General features: G+C 69.6%; 13 protein-coding genes. 8 read left to right on the top strand and 5 right to left on the bottom strand.

The window, feature by feature from the left end; genetic code table 11:
• Positions 1 to 27 precede the first annotated feature (27 nt).
• From AB0I03_RS18600 to map, 7 genes are all read left to right on the top strand, one after another.
• Positions 28 to 1,338 (top strand): ABC transporter substrate-binding protein, encoded by a 1,311-nt coding sequence (locus tag AB0I03_RS18600; protein WP_360414316.1) that lies wholly within the window; start codon positions 28 to 30, stop codon positions 1,336 to 1,338.
• A 188-nt stretch (positions 1,339 to 1,526) separates the two neighbouring features.
• The gene (purU, locus tag AB0I03_RS18595) at positions 1,527 to 2,372 is read left to right on the top strand and encodes a formyltetrahydrofolate deformylase (RefSeq protein WP_360414313.1); all 846 of its coding nucleotides are present in this window, start codon (positions 1,527 to 1,529) and stop codon (positions 2,370 to 2,372) included.
• 15 nt (positions 2,373 to 2,387) lie between these two features.
• Entirely contained in the window at positions 2,388 to 3,593 is a 1,206-nt protein-coding gene (gene dxr / locus AB0I03_RS18590) for a 1-deoxy-D-xylulose-5-phosphate reductoisomerase (protein ID WP_360414310.1), read from the top strand.
• A gap of 15 nt (positions 3,594 to 3,608) precedes the next feature.
• Positions 3,609 to 4,871, top strand: coding sequence for a site-2 protease family protein (locus AB0I03_RS18585; RefSeq protein ID WP_360414494.1), 1,263 nt, complete (start codon positions 3,609 to 3,611; stop codon positions 4,869 to 4,871).
• Between the two features lie 28 nt (positions 4,872 to 4,899).
• Positions 4,900 to 6,081 (top strand): flavodoxin-dependent (E)-4-hydroxy-3-methylbut-2-enyl-diphosphate synthase, encoded by a 1,182-nt coding sequence (gene ispG / locus AB0I03_RS18580; protein WP_360414307.1) that lies wholly within the window; start codon positions 4,900 to 4,902, stop codon positions 6,079 to 6,081.
• A 226-nt stretch (positions 6,082 to 6,307) separates the two neighbouring features.
• On the top strand, positions 6,308 to 6,838 hold the full coding sequence (locus tag AB0I03_RS18575; RefSeq protein WP_360414304.1) for a hypothetical protein: 531 nt from the start codon (positions 6,308 to 6,310) through the stop codon (positions 6,836 to 6,838).
• A gap of 429 nt (positions 6,839 to 7,267) precedes the next feature.
• Positions 7,268 to 8,164 carry a type I methionyl aminopeptidase gene (gene map / locus AB0I03_RS18570; RefSeq protein WP_360414301.1) on the top strand — a complete coding sequence of 299 codons (897 nt, stop codon included), beginning with the start codon at positions 7,268 to 7,270 and terminating at the stop codon, positions 8,162 to 8,164.
• Between the two features lie 164 nt (positions 8,165 to 8,328).
• On the opposite strand, the gene AB0I03_RS18565 is transcribed toward map, so the two are convergent.
• The 5 genes from AB0I03_RS18565 to AB0I03_RS18545 all read right to left on the bottom strand — a co-directional run bounded on the left by AB0I03_RS18565 (position 8,329) and on the right by AB0I03_RS18545 (position 13,399).
• Positions 8,329 to 11,133, bottom strand: a complete 2,805-nt coding sequence (locus AB0I03_RS18565) for an FtsX-like permease family protein (protein ID WP_360414298.1) — start codon at positions 11,131 to 11,133, stop codon at positions 8,329 to 8,331.
• A gap of 1 nt (position 11,134) precedes the next feature.
• The gene (locus tag AB0I03_RS18560) at positions 11,135 to 11,857 is read right to left on the bottom strand and encodes an ABC transporter ATP-binding protein (protein ID WP_360414295.1); all 723 of its coding nucleotides are present in this window, start codon (positions 11,855 to 11,857) and stop codon (positions 11,135 to 11,137) included.
• A gap of 20 nt (positions 11,858 to 11,877) precedes the next feature.
• The gene (locus AB0I03_RS18555; protein ID WP_360414292.1) at positions 11,878 to 12,471 is read right to left on the bottom strand and encodes a PadR family transcriptional regulator; all 594 of its coding nucleotides are present in this window, start codon (positions 12,469 to 12,471) and stop codon (positions 11,878 to 11,880) included.
• 122 nt (positions 12,472 to 12,593) lie between these two features.
• A complete protein-coding gene (locus tag AB0I03_RS18550; protein WP_360414289.1) occupies positions 12,594 to 13,007 on the bottom strand; it encodes a DUF4439 domain-containing protein in 414 nt (137 codons plus the stop codon).
• A complete protein-coding gene (locus AB0I03_RS18545) occupies positions 13,004 to 13,399 on the bottom strand; it encodes a hypothetical protein (RefSeq protein ID WP_360414286.1) in 396 nt (131 codons plus the stop codon). The genes AB0I03_RS18550 and AB0I03_RS18545 overlap by 4 nt, the downstream gene beginning before the upstream one ends.
• An 82-nt stretch (positions 13,400 to 13,481) precedes the next feature.
• On the opposite strand from AB0I03_RS18545, the gene rimP reads away from it, so the two are divergent.
• A complete protein-coding gene (rimP, locus tag AB0I03_RS18540) occupies positions 13,482 to 13,943 on the top strand; it encodes a ribosome maturation factor RimP (protein WP_360414283.1) in 462 nt (153 codons plus the stop codon).
• Positions 13,944 to 13,960: the final 17 nt, after the last annotated feature.

The raw sequence follows: 13,960 nt of genomic DNA, 5'->3' as shown, positions 1-13,960 counted from the left end.
CACGAAAGTCCTGAAAGGACCACGACAATGCAGTCATCCAACCCCTCGGGCGTCTCTCGGAGAACGCTCGCCAAGGCCGGGATCTTCGGCGCCGCCTCCGCACCCCTCCTCGCGGCCTGCGGCAACGGCGACGGCGGCGGCGGTGCCGAAGGCGACGGCGAGCTCGACTTCTGGTGGTGGGGCTCCGACCCGCGCCACGAGTACACCCAGAAGATCATCGAGGCCTTCCTCGCGAAGAACGACGGCGTCACGATCAAGCCGAGCCCGAACGAGTTCGACGCCTACTGGGACGCCCTGAACGTCTCGGTGTCCGGCAACAACGCGCCCGACGTCCTCCAGCAGGACGAGCGCTACCTGCGCGACTACGCGGACAAGAACGCCCTCCTGGCGCTGGACGACATCGGCATCGACCTGTCGAACATCGACGAGGCCGCCATCAAGGCGGGGCAGCTCAACGGCGAGACCTACGGCATCGCCACGGGTCTGAACTCGCTGTGCCTCATGGTCAACCCGGTCCTCCTGGAGGCCTCGGGCGTCGCCATGCCCGATGACAAGGCCTGGACCTGGGACGACTTCAAGCAGTTCGTCATCGACGTCACCAACGGCGGCGACGCGATCGGCAACTCCGGCATCTCGTTCAACAACGAGTCGCTGTTCAACGTGTTCGCACGCCAGAAGGGGGAGAGCCTCTACACCCCCGAAGGCGAACTCGGTTTCAGCGAGGCCACCATGAACGAGTGGTGGCAGATGGTGATCGACCTGCGCGACGCCGGGGCCACCCCCGGGGCGAGCCAGATCGTCGAGGCCTACGCGGCCGGCCAGGACCAGGCGCCGCTGGCGACCGGGACCGGCGTCACCGAGTTCTACTGGACCAACCAGGTCGGCGCCATCCAGAAGGTGCTCGGCGGCGACCTCGTGCTCCTGCGCATCCCGGGCGAGTCCGCCGGCACGCAGCCGGGCATGTACCTCAAGTCGGCCATGTTCTGGTCGATCGCCCGGTCCACCTCCGACCAGGAGGCCGCTGCGAAGCTGGTCGACTTCCTGCTCAACGACGACGCCTCGATCGACCTCATGCTCGGCGACCGGGGCCTGCCGTCCAACACGGCGCAGCGCGATCGCGTCCTGCCGATGCTCCCGCCCGACCAGGCGCTGGCCGCCGACTTCATCGCGGCGCTCACTCCTGACCTGGTCGAGGGCCCGCCGGTGCCGCCGGTCGGCGCGGGCGGTGTGGCCGACATCATGCTGGGCCTGTACGAGACCCTGCTGTTCGACCAGACCTCCGTCGAGGAGACCACCGCCGGGTTCATCGAGCAGACGAACGCGGCGATCGGCGCTTAGCGTTACTTGACAATCACGCCGAGTGAGTTATAATGAAGGTCGAAGGGTGAACTCGAAAGAGTCCGCCCTTCCTCCTTGTCCGGCCCCTGCCGCGGCGCCGATCAGGTCGAAATGCGACACCCCGTGACAACCCGTCCGTGACGGAAGTCGATGGCCGCCCGCTCGGGCCGCTCCGTATCATTGGTGGGATGACCAGCCAGTTCGTGCTCACGCTCTCGTGCCCCGACCGCCTCGGCATCGTGTACGCCGTCTCGGGTTTCCTGACCCGCCGCGACGCCAACATCGAGGACTCCCAGCAGTTCTCCGAGCACGGATCGGGTCGCTTCTTCATGCGCGTCGAGTTCAGGACGGCCGCGCAGCGCGACGAGCTGGCCGTGGGCTTCGCCGACATCGCCCGCGAGTTCGGCATGGACTGGCAGCTGCACGACCGCGCCGTCAAGCGCCGCGTCCTCATCATGGCCTCCAAGCAGGGGCACTGCCTCAACGACCTGCTGTACCGCTTCCGCATCGGCGCCCTCCACGGCGAGGCCGCCGCGGTCGTCTCCAACCACCCCGACTGGGCCGACCTCGCCGCCTCCTCGGGCGTGCCGTTCCACTACCTGCCGGTCGGCGTCGAGGGCAAGGCCGTCCAGGAGCAGCGCATCCTCGACCTGATCGAGGAGGAGCGCATCGACACCGTGGTCCTGGCCCGGTACATGCAGATCCTGTCCTCGGACTTCTGCGCGAAGCTCCCGGGGAAGATCCTCAACATCCACCACTCGTTCCTGCCGAGCTTCAAGGGCGCCAAGCCCTACCACCAGGCTCATGAGCGCGGCGTCAAGCTCATCGGCGCGACCTGCCACTACGTCACCGCCGACCTCGACGAGGGCCCGATCATCGAGCAGGAGGTCGCCCGCGTCGACCACGCGCACAGCCCCGAGGAGCTCGTGGCCGCCGGCCGCGACCTCGAATCGACCTGCCTCGCCCGCGGCCTGGCCGCCCACCTGGACGACCGCGTCCTCATCAACGGCACCAAGACGGTGGTTTTCCGCTAGCGGATAATCATGCCCGTGACTGACCAACGCGAGATCGTGCTCCTGGGGTCCACCGGCTCCATCGGCACCCAGGCCATCGACATCGTCCGCGCCAATCCCGACCGCTTCCGCGTCGTCGGTATCGGCGCGGGCGGCGGCAACCCGGCGCTCCTGGCCGAGCAGGCGATCGAACTGGGGGTCGACGTCGTCGCCGTCGCCGACGCCACGTCGCTCGAGGACGTCCAGCTGCGGCTCTTCGCCGCCGCCACCAAAGCGGGCTGGACCTCCGGGGACGCCCGGATGCCGAAGCTCATCGCCGGACGCAAGGCCATGACCGAACTCGCGGCCTGGCCCTGCGACACCGTCGTGAACGGCATCAACGGCTCCATCGGCCTCGAGCCCACGCTCGCCGCCCTGAAGGCCGGACGCCAAGTGGCCCTTGCCAACAAGGAGTCCCTGGTGGCCGGCGGCCCGCTCGTGCGCGATCTCGCGAAGCCCGGCCAGCTCGTGCCGGTCGACTCGGAGCACTCCGCGCTCGCGCAGTGCCTGCGCTCCGGTTCGATGGAGCGGGTCGCGAGACTCATCCTCACCGCCTCGGGCGGCCCCTTCCGCGGCAGGACCCGTGGCGAACTCGCCGAGGTCACCGTCGACCAGGCGCTCGCCCACCCCACGTGGGCCATGGGGCCGGTCGTCACGATCAACTCCGCGACCATGGTCAACAAGGCCCTCGAGGTGATCGAGGCCCACGAGCTCTTCGACGTGCCGTACGACGACGTCGCGGTCGTGGTCCACCCGCAGTCGGTGATCCACTCGATGGTCGAGTTCACCGACGGCTCCACCATCGCCCAGGCCTCCCCGCCGGACATGCGCCTGCCCATCGGCCACGCGCTCGCCTGGCCCGACCGCCTCCCGGGCGCCGCGCGTCCGGTCGACTGGACGAAGGCCGCCGACTGGCACTTCGAGCCGCTCGACGAGACCGCGTTCCCGGCCGTCGCCCTCGCCAAGGCCGCCGGCCGCGCGGGCGGCCTCATGCCCGCGGTCTACAACGCCGCCAACGAAGAGGCCGTCGCGGCCTTCCGCGACGGGCGGCTCCCGTTCCTCGGCATCGTCGACACCATCGAAGCCGTCCTCGCCGCCAGCCCCGAGTTCGGGCGACCCGCCGGTGTCGCAGACGTACTCGAGGCGGAGAACTGGGCGCGCGCGTGCGCCCGGCGGCTAGTGTTGGACGCGTCCGAGCGTTAGAAGGAGACCGACTTGCTGGCCTACATCACCGGGATCGTCCTGTTCGCGTTGGCGATCCTCATTTCCGTGAGCCTGCACGAATTCGGCCACATGCTCACGGCCAAGGGCTTCGGCATGAAGGTCACCCGCTACTTCGTGGGCTTCGGGCCCACCCTGTGGTCCTTCCACAAGGGAGAGACCGAGTACGGCCTCAAGGGCATTCCGCTCGGCGGCTTCGTCAAGATCGTCGGGATGACCCCGCTCGAAGAGGACGAGAAGGAGCTGAACGAGGCCGACAAGAAGCGGGTCTTCTGGCGCAAGCCCCTGTGGCAGCGCACGGTCGTGCTCGCCGCCGGCTCGGTCACCCACTTCATCATCGGCTTCATCGCGCTGTGGATCCTCGTCGCGTTCGTCGGCGTCACCCAGAACCCTGCCTACGCCGAGGCGGTCAGCGAATCCCAGGCGAACGCGCAGGTCGCCGTCTCCCCGTGCGTCGTCTCCACCGACACCGAGGCCGCCACGGGGGACTGCCCCGACGGCCAGATCGAGGGCCCGGCCTACGCCGCCGGCATCCAGGACGGCGACGCGATCAAAGCCGTCGACGGGACGGCCGTCGACGGCTGGGAATCGCTCGTCGCCACGGTCTCCGAGCTGACCCCCGGCGAGCCCGTCGCGGTCACGGTCGAATCGGGCGGCACCGAGAAGACCGTCGAAGTGACCCCGTACCCCGCCGCGGTCGAGACCGAGGACGGCGAGACCGAGACGGTCGCCCGCCTCGGCGTCGTCGGCTACGTCGACCCCGCGATCGCACCCGCCATCGCCGTGGGCCCGATCGACGGCATCGGCGAGACCGCCAGCGTCACCGGCGACATGTTCAAGGAGACGTTCATCGCCCTGGGCCAGCTGCCCTCGAAGATCGCGCCGCTGTGGGACGCGATCATGGGCGGCGAGCGCAGCGCGGACTCGCCCGTCAGCGTCGTGGGCGCCTCGCGCCTGGGCGGCGAGATGGTCCAGTACGACCAGTGGGCCATGTTCTTCATGCTCCTCGTCGTCCTGAACTACTTCATCGGCATCTTCAACCTGCTGCCGCTCCTGCCGATGGACGGCGGGCACATCGCCATCGCCTGGTACGAGAAGGCCCGCTCGTGGGTCGCCGCCAGGCGCGGACGGCCCGACCCCGGGCGTGTCGACTACCTGAAGCTCATGCCGCTGACCTACGCTGTCATCGTCCTCCTGGGCGGCTTCATGCTGCTGACGATCACCGCAGACATCGTCAACCCGATCACTATCTTCAATTAACCCGCGAATCAAGGTGGAAACTAGCCACATGACCGCAGTGAACCTCGGTATCCCCACCAAGCGCCACGACCACGAGATCGAGCCGCTCGCCCCGCGCCGCAAGACCCGGCAGCTCAACGTCGGCGGCGTGCTCGTGGGCGGCGGCGCGCCCATCAGCGTCCAGTCGATGACCACCACCCGCACCTCGGACATCGGCGCGACGCTGCAGCAGATCGCCGAGCTCACCGCCACCGGCTGCAACATCGTGCGCGTCGCGTGCCCCACCCAGGACGACGCCGACGCGCTCAAGATCATCGCCAGGCAGTCGCAGATCCCGGTCATCGCCGACATCCACTTCCAGCCGAAGTACGTCTTCGCCGCGATCGACGCCGGATGCGCCGCCGTGCGCGTCAACCCCGGCAACATCAAGCAGTTCGACGACCGCGTGGGGGAGATCGCCAAGGCCGCGAAGGACGCCGGCACGCCGATCCGCATCGGCGTGAACGCCGGTTCGCTCGACAAGCGCCTGCTCCAGAAGTACGGCAAGGCCACCCCCGAAGCGCTGGTCGAATCCGCGCTGTGGGAGGCCTCGCTGTTCGAGGAGCACGACTTCCGCGACATCAAGATCTCCGTCAAGCACAACGACCCGGTCGTCATGATCAAGGCCTACCGGCTCCTCTCCCAGCAGTGCGAGTACCCGCTGCACCTGGGCGTCACCGAGGCCGGGCCCGCCTTCCAGGGCACCATCAAGTCCGCCGCCGCGTTCGGCGCGCTGCTCGCCGAGGGCATCGGCGACACCATCCGCGTCTCCCTCTCGGCCCCGCCGGTCGAGGAGGTCAAGGTCGGCAACCAGATCCTGGAGTCGATGGGCCTCAAGGAACGCGGCCTGGAGATCGTCTCCTGCCCGTCCTGCGGCCGCGCCCAAGTGGACGTCTACACGCTCGCCGAGCAGGTCACGGCCGGGCTCGAGGGCCTGCCCGTGCCGCTGCGCGTCGCCGTCATGGGCTGCGTCGTCAACGGCCCCGGCGAGGCCCGCGAGGCCGACCTGGGCGTCGCGAGCGGCAACGGCAAGGGCCAGATCTTCGTCAAGGGCGAGGTCATCCGCACCGTGCCCGAGTCGCAGATCGTGGAGACGCTCATCGAGGAGGCCGTGAAGCTGGCCGAGGCGATGGGCGCGGACCTGCCCGAGGAGCTCAAGGGCCTCACCGGCCCGGTCGTCCAGGTCCACTGACGCGACTGTCGGATCGCCGACTCACAAGTCGGCCGCTCTTCCGTACGCTGGTACGCAGCACCAGCTGCAGGCCCGTGAAATCCGACATCCGGATCATCTTGTGCGAAATTCCACAAAGGTGACTCGAAGGGATTCCGCCGAACCGCCGTCCGGTGCCGCGCATAATGACTTCCGTGCGTGTCAAGCGCAGCCCGACGGCTGCGTCCGCGAAAGGGGAGCGACCGGCATGGGGAAGTTCGAACGACAGATTTCCGAGGGCGTCACCAAGTACTACTGGTACCCCGGCGAGAAGGTCGACTGGATCAGGGGCGTGCTCACCGTTCTCGGCGGCGGCCTGCTCTTCGTCCTGATCTACGTGGTCACCGAGAACCTGCTCCTCGCCGCCGTCGTCTCGGGCACCGCCGTCCAAGCGGTCGTCGGCGCCTACCTGGGCCGCCGCGACGCCGCAGGCCTCTCCGAGTTCCACGACCCCGCGACCGAGCGCCGCGAAGCGGTCGTGGACGGCACCCGCGCCGCCTGGCGCGGAACGCTCCAGGGCCTGCTCTGCGCCGGTTCGGCGATGCTCGTGCTGAACATGCCGCACTCGGGGTTCCTCGCCGACTGGGTGCTCCCGTTCGTCCCGTCGATCGTCGGCGCGCTGGCCCACTCCGGGGGGATGCTCTGGGAGCGGCTCGCGCAGGAGGTCGGCACCGCCGACATGGAAGCGGCGGCCGAAGCGGACGCGGAGGCGCCCACCAAGGCGCTCGAAGCCGCGTAACCGCCGTATTCGTCAAATTCGTCAAGGCCCGCAGCCGATCTGAGGCCGCGGGCCTTCGCGTGTGCGGGGGAGGGGACGTGGAGAGCCGACGCGGGGCGACTGCACGCCGCCTGGGTTGGACAGGCGGGGCGCTCGACCGCAGCAGGTGTCGTACACCGGGCCCGGCCTGAGCCGGACCGCGGAACTCCTGCGGGAGCCGCGCCCCGCGCCGGCTCGGTAGGAAAGTCGTTCGGACTCTCGGTGTTCGCCGTGTTCGCGGGGTCCCGGATCACCCCGCTCCGAAACGCTCGGGCACGGGCTCGCCGGAAGTCCAGAATGCTGCCTGGCGTGCCGGAACGCAAGCGGTTTTCGCGGTCACCAGGGCTTTTCTGCGCGTCGTCTCGGTAACGGACCGGACCGCCCCCGAACCCCTCCGGTTAGGCTTGGCGCATGGAAACCCGTCCCGCGCTGCGTCCAGGCAGGCAGAGTCCCCGCAGGAGTGTCCCGGAGGCCATCGAGCGGCCCGAGTACGTCGGCAAGCCCGCGCCCTCGCCGTACACCGGTTCGGAGGTGAAGGACGCCGAGACGATCGAGCGGATGCGCGTCGCCGGCCGCATCGCCGCCGACGCCCTGGAGACCGCGGGCAAGGCCGTCGCCCCCGGCGTCACCACCGACGAGCTCGACCAGATCGTCCACGAGTACCTGTGCGACCTCGGCGCCTACCCCTCGACGCTCGGCTACCGCGGGTACCCGAAGTCGTGCTGCACCTCGCTCAACGAGGTCATCTGCCACGGCATCCCCGACTCCACGGTGGTCCAGGACGGCGACATCGTCAACATCGACATCACCGCGTTCATCGGCGGCGTGCACGGCGACTGCAACGCCACGTTCCTCGCCGGGGACGTCTCGCAGGAGGCCCGCGACCTCGTGGAGCGCACCTGGACGGCGACGTGGCGCGGCATCAAGGCGGTCAAGCCCGGCCGTCAGCTCAATGTCGTCGGCAAGGTCATCGAGGCCTACGCCAAGCGCTTCGGGTACGGCGTGGTCCGCCAGTTCACCGGCCATGGCATCGGCACGGCGTTCCACTCCGGACTGTACGTGCCGCACTACGACAACCCCGGCCTCGAAGTCGTGATCGAGACCGGCATGACCTTCACGATCGAGCCGATGATCAACCTCGGCACCGCCGAGCACGAGATGTGGGACGACGGCTGGACCGCCGTCACCCGCGACCGCAAGTGGACCGCCCAGTTCGAGCACACGCTGCTCGTCACCGACGACGGCTTCGAGATCCTCACGATGCCCTCCAGCGGCGTGCCCGCGGGAACGCCCGAACACCACCGCTGAACAGCGGCATTGTCATTGGCACCCCCTGCATAGGCTGGAACGGGGCGGCTCACAGAGATGCCGATGTCTCCGAGGGGTCGAGCCGGCGCCGCCTCCCGGTCGGACCTGCCAAAGCCGAAGGGCCCCAGCGCATTCGCGCTGAGGCCCTTGGCTTCCTTGGAGTGTTACGTCAGGCGTCGCTCACTCGGGAGCCTCGCCTTGGTGAAGACGAGCGCCCCGACCGCGGCGAGGACCGGCACGGCCAGCAGGCTCACCGCGATCGCCGCCCACGGCAGCTCCCAGCCGTAGAGGACCTCGAACGGGTACACGAACTGGAGCGCCCGGTTCAGCGCCTGCTGGATGAGCGCGTACCCGATGACGCCCGCCACCGTGCCGAGCCCGGCACCGAACACGGCGATCATCAAGGTCTGCCACATCGCGAACCGCTTCCGCAGCCCGGGAGCCGCCCCGACCGCGCCGAGCGTGGTCATGTCCTTCTTCTGCTCGGCGATGATGAGCCCCGTCGAGACCGCGGTCGCCCCCAGTGCGACGAGGGCGCACAGCCCGGACACGAGCAGCACCATGTAGAACGAGAAGTCGTCCGTGTAGTCGGTGACGCTGACCCGGGCGCTGACGTCCGAGCCGCTCGTCGCCTGCTCCAGGTCGGCGGCCAAGGCCTCCTGCACCGAACCCTCGACCGCAGTGGGCGTCTCGATCAGGTACTGCCGCTCCCAGTCGCTGTACGTCTGGCCCATCTGCTCGGCGGCCTCAGGGCTCAAGAAGATCTTGTTGAACCCCAGGAGCTCGTCGTCGACGGCCATCGCGGGCAGTTCGAGGTACTGCGGATCGAACGTCTCGGGTTCGCCGTTCTCCGTCCACACGAAGATCGAGCCCTCGAGGACGACCGTGCCCTCGTCGGTGACGGCGAGCGGGTCGGCGACGAGCACGCCGCCGCCCTCGAGGAACGCCACCGCCTCATCGAGCTCCGCGCCCTCGAAACCGGTGTAGGCGGCCACGACCCGCGGGTCGGTCGAACCGGGAGTGCCGTCCGAACTGATGCCGATGTCGTTGGTGGTCTCGTTGCAGTTGGGGTCCTCCCGAGCGGCCTCCACCGCCGCCCGCATCGCGTCCTCGGTCGCGACGTCGGCTTCAGCGAGCCAGTACGAGCACTGGTTCGCTTCAGGGCGGGTCACGGTCCAGGAGCACTCGGCCTGGCCCTCGATGCCCTCGACGAGCGGCAGGGTGCAGCCGTTCCAAGCGGAGTACATCGGGATCTCCACCGCCTCGACATCGTCCAGGTGGCGTTCGAGCACCGGGCGGGACGCCTCGAACCCGGACTCCCAGTCCGGCTCGACATCGCTGTCGCCCATGTTGGTCAAGGTGAGCACCGGGGTGCCGTCGATGAGCTCCTGGGCCGCCATCTCCTCCGAGCGTTCCGCGTCGGCGGTGATGTACATGGAGAAGACCATGCCTCCGGCCACGACCCCGAGGACCGCCGCGATCGCGGGCGCGGCCGAACCGCGGTTGCGTCCGGCCTCCCGCAGTGCCATGCGCGGCGCGAGCGGCAGCAGGCGGCCGAGCTTCGCGGCGGCCGACAGCAGCGCCGGCGTGCACACCACGAGGCCCAGCTGCGCCAGGACGATCGCCGCGGCCATGAGCGGGAAGACGCCCATCGTCACGCCCGCGAAACCCGAGGCGACGCCCGCGCCGAGCATGAGCAGGCCGATCACCAGCCAGCGCTTGGAGCCCTTGCGGCCCGGTGTGCGCCCCATGAGCGCCGCGACCACGTTGACGCGCGAGGCGCTGATCGCCGCCGCGAGCGCCGAGAGCAGCCCGGTCGCGATCGCGACCCCCACCAGCGCGACCTGCAGCCACGGCATGACCCGCAGCCCCGCGCTGCGGTAGCCGTAGATCCCCTCCAGGAACGGCAGTCCGGCGAACACCACGAGGACGCCGAGGGCGATCGCGATGAACGCGGCGATGAGTCCGAAGAGGACGCCGCCCGCCAGGACGATCCGGCGAATCTGCACCGGTGTCGCGCCGTTGGCGCTCATCAGCGCGAACTCGCGGGTGCGGCGGCGGGCGCTGATCGCGAACGCCGGCCCGGCCAAGAGGATGACCTCCATGGCCACGACCACCACGATGAGCCCGATGATCATGAACAGCGTCGAGTCGAGCTCCTCCGAGTAGTAGACCTCCTCGGACATGGGCCGGTCGATCAGCGAGGTCGCCCAGACCGTGACGCCCAGCTCATTGAGGGCCAGTGCGTCCTCGTACGTCAGCTCCTCGGGCGTGTCCAGCAGCCAGCCCCCGGACGGGACCGAGAACATCGAGCCGATCGCGAACCGCTCGTTCAGGTTCCACGGGATCTCGACGATCCCGCTCACCTCGGCCTCCTGCGTGCCGACGGTCTGGTCGGCGACGAGCATGTCGCCGACCCCGAGCTCGAGGTGCTCGGCGGCGGCCTCGGAGAGGACCACCTCGCCCTTCCCCGGAGCCGAGCCGTCGAGGAACTCGACCCCGGCCTTCTCGTACAGCTCGTCGGAGAGGTTGTACCCGTAGGCGGTGATCGATCCGAGACCGTCAGGGGTCTGGACCTGGATCTCCTCCCAACCGCCGTCGAAGCTGTAGGGCACGATCCAGGAGCCGATCGGGAGCGCGTTGAGGATCTCGCCCTCAGTCGGGCCGGTCGCCCCTTCGACCCACTCCTCGTCGCTCCCGTAGGAAGCCCACTGATCGCTCCACGAGTACTGCTCGATCGGTATGCCGCTGCCGGTGTCCTGGATGAACGCGTCGTTCTCGCCCAGGTGCTGGAGCGCGTTCTCCTCGTCGGAGAGCGTCATCGTGTCGTAGGCGCTCACGCCGATGGCCACGGCCAGCAGCGGCAGGCCCAGCAGCGTGATCGACAGCGCCGAGCGTCCTTTGTAGCGCAATGCCTCGCGGCGCGCGATCCTGAAAGCGAGTCGTTGGCTCGCCAGCAGTCGTCCCACGTTACGAACCCGCGCCTTCGAGCAGGCTGTCCGCTCCGGCGAGCGGCGCGGAGGTGTCCACGATCCGCCCGTCCCGCAGGAACACCACCCGGTCGGCCCAGCCCGCATGCCGGGCGTCGTGCGTGACCAGGAGGCCGGCGGCGCCCGCGTCCACGCGGCGGCGCAGCAGCTTCAGCACCTCCTCGCCGGTGTGCGAGTCGAGCGCCCCGGTCGGCTCGTCGGCGAGCACGAGCCGCCGCTCCCCGATGAGGGCCCGCGCGATGGCGACGCGCTGCGCCTGCCCGCCCGAGATCTCGTCGGGGAACCGGTCGGCCTGCTTCACGTCCAGCCCGACCTCCTCCAGCGCCTCGAGCGCCAGCTTGCGGGCCTTGCCCGCGGACAGCCCGTCGAGTTCCAGCGGCAGGGCCGCGTTCTCGGCGGCCGTGAGGCTGGGTACCAGGTTGTAGTCCTGGAACACGTACCCGACGCTGCGCCGCCGCAGCCCCGCGAGCTGCTTCTTGTTCAGCGAGGCGAGGACGGTGCCCTCGACGAGGACCTCGCCCGAAGTGGGGGCGTCGAGCCCTCCGGCGAGGTTGAGCAGCGTGGACTTGCCGGACCCGGACGGGCCCATGATGGCGACGAGTTCGCCGGCCTCGATCGTGAGCTCGGCGTCGACGAGGGCGTGGACGATGTTCTCGCCGGTGCCGTGGGTGCGGCTCACGCCTTTCAGGTGCAGAACGGTCATGGGGGGTACCGCGTTCTCTCTTAGTGGGTTCGGGTTCGGTTGCGTTCAGGCGTCGCGTCGGCCGAGTCGGGCTCGACTTCCGGGAAAGGGAACGGCGCGGGCACTCCGGCGCGGGCGACGACGGCCTCGGTGTGGTCCAGCCAGCGGATCTCGGCTTCGGCGCGGAAGATCATCGACTCCAGCACCAGGCGCCAGGCCAGTTCCGCGTGCTCCTCCGCCGATTTGAGCCGCGTGTACTCCTGCAGCAGGCGCAAGGTCGCCGCCCGCTGCCGCTGGATGACGTCCGCGACGTCCACGCCGGGCGTGGTCACCGCGAGGGCCAGTTTGATGGTGAGCTCGTCCCGGGGCCGGTCCGCGGCCTGCACGGGCGAGGCGAACCAGCCCGCCAGGTGGCGGCGGCCGGTCTCGGTGATCCGGTACGGGCGCTGACCGGAGTCGTTCTCCGGCAGGGCTTCGACGAGTTCGTCGCGTTCGAGCCGGTTGAGGGTGGTGTAGACCTGTCCGATATTGAGCGGCCAGGTGTTCCCCGTGGCGCTCTCGAACGCGGCCCGCAGTTGGTAGCCGTAGGCGGGTCCCCGTTCGAGCAGCGCGAGGAGGCTGTGCTTGACACTCATGTGCAACCTCGTATCGCTACTTCACTCTCCATCTGGAGAGATACCGAGTATGGCATAACTGGTATGCAGCTCGGGGATACGGGGTATGGAATGCGCGTTGCGCGTCGGTGAACGGGGTCGGGCTACGCGGGGCGGCCCGGCCAGGGGTCGGCGGCGGACCGGCCGACCGCGAGGCGCCAGCGGGCCAGCGCGACCGCGGAGTCGCCGTACATCCGCAGGCAGATCTCGCGCTCGTGCGGCTCGGTGGAGGCCACGCCCGCGCGCCAGGTCGCGGTCACGCTCGTCTCGATGCCGAGCAGCAACTCCTGCGCGGCGGCGGCGTCGGCCACCGGCTCGATGTCGTATCCGGCCAGGGACGGGGCCGCTTCGAGCCCGTGCTCGTCGTAGAAGTCGAGCAGCGCGTCGCGCCGCGAGCGGTGCTCGGACTCGAGCTCCTCGGCGATCCAGCGCGGGTCGCCGTCAAGGTGCACCGTGGCGGCGCTGTAGGCGTAGATCGCCGCGTACTCGGCGGCGAGTCCGGTGTCGACGACGGTCATGCGAGCACCGCCGCGTGGGCGGCGCGGCAGGCCGCGATCTCGGCGAGGAGCACGGCGTAGTCCGATTCGGTGGTGAGGCAGGCGTCGCGGGCCGCCGTCCCGGCGGCGGCCTCGGCCTCGGCGAGCGCGGCGGCGTCCGCCGGGAGCTCGCCGGTCTGGTCGCCGACCACATTGGGCCGCAGGAGCCGCTCCAATGTGGCGGCGTGGGTCCGGTGGTCTTCGGCGAAGTCGCCGAATTCCAGGGCGTCGGAGGCCGCGGCCAGCATGCGCGCGGCGTGGAGCGCGGCGGTGAGGTCCGCGTCGGACGTGATGATGTGCGCCGTCTCCCGGGTGCATCCGGCGGCCGTGAGAACGGCCGCCCCGACCAGGAGTCCGCGTCGGGTCGTGAACACCCCCCCAGTTTCCCAGGCTGCCTTTCCATTCTGTCCCCGGGCGGTTAATCTCGGCCGAACAGCCAACGGGAGGGAAGTGCGCATGGGTGCTGAGCGGCAAGCGGAGGTGGAGGCGATCCTGGCTCCGGCCGTCGCCAAGATCGGGTTCGACCTCGAAGGGCTGCAGGTGACCAAGGCCGGTCGGCGGCTGCTCGTCCGCGTCCTGGTCGACAAGGACGGCGGGATCAGCCTGGACGATGTGGCCGTCGTCTCCAAAGCGTGCTCGAAGGCCCTGGACGAGGCGGAGACCACGGGCGGGCCCTTCGCCGACAGCGCCTATACCCTGGAAGTGTCCTCGCCGGGCGTGGACCGTCCGCTGACCGAGCCTCGGCACTGGCGGCGTAATATTGGGCGCTTGGTAGCCGTGCACATCGGGGAGGAGCCCTTCACTGGGCGCGTCACGGCCGCCAGCGAGCGGGGGATTGAACTAGAAGCCGACGGCGTGCGCCGCTCGGCTACCTATGCCGAGCTGGGGCCCGGCAAGGTGCAGATCGAGCTGAGATGAGCGTCTGCTCGAAGACG

This window comes from Glycomyces sp. NPDC021274 (genome assembly GCF_040641195.1).
GTDB lineage: Bacteria > Actinomycetota > Actinomycetes > Mycobacteriales > Micromonosporaceae > Glycomyces.
The sequence above is the reverse complement of the archived record's forward strand: the minus strand, read 5'-3'. Positions and strand labels throughout refer to the sequence as shown.

Excerpts from the sequence above, each read along its gene's own strand:
- purU (WP_360414313.1), top strand. The coding sequence starts at position 1,527 with ATGACCAGCCAGTTCGTGCTCACGCTCTCGTGCCCCGACCGCCTCGGC.
- ispG (WP_360414307.1), top strand. The coding sequence starts at position 4,900 with ATGACCGCAGTGAACCTCGGTATCCCCACCAAGCGCCACGACCACGAG.
- AB0I03_RS18560 (WP_360414295.1), bottom strand. The coding sequence starts at position 11,857 with ATGACCGTTCTGCACCTGAAAGGCGTGAGCCGCACCCACGGCACCGGC.
- AB0I03_RS18600 (WP_360414316.1), top strand. The coding sequence starts at position 28 with ATGCAGTCATCCAACCCCTCGGGCGTCTCTCGGAGAACGCTCGCCAAG.
- map (WP_360414301.1), top strand. The coding sequence starts at position 7,268 with ATGGAAACCCGTCCCGCGCTGCGTCCAGGCAGGCAGAGTCCCCGCAGG.
- AB0I03_RS18550 (WP_360414289.1), bottom strand. The coding sequence starts at position 13,007 with ATGACCGTCGTCGACACCGGACTCGCCGCCGAGTACGCGGCGATCTAC.
- AB0I03_RS18575 (WP_360414304.1), top strand. The coding sequence starts at position 6,308 with ATGGGGAAGTTCGAACGACAGATTTCCGAGGGCGTCACCAAGTACTAC.
- AB0I03_RS18555 (WP_360414292.1), bottom strand. The coding sequence starts at position 12,471 with ATGAGTGTCAAGCACAGCCTCCTCGCGCTGCTCGAACGGGGACCCGCC.
- rimP (WP_360414283.1), top strand. The coding sequence starts at position 13,482 with ATGGGTGCTGAGCGGCAAGCGGAGGTGGAGGCGATCCTGGCTCCGGCC.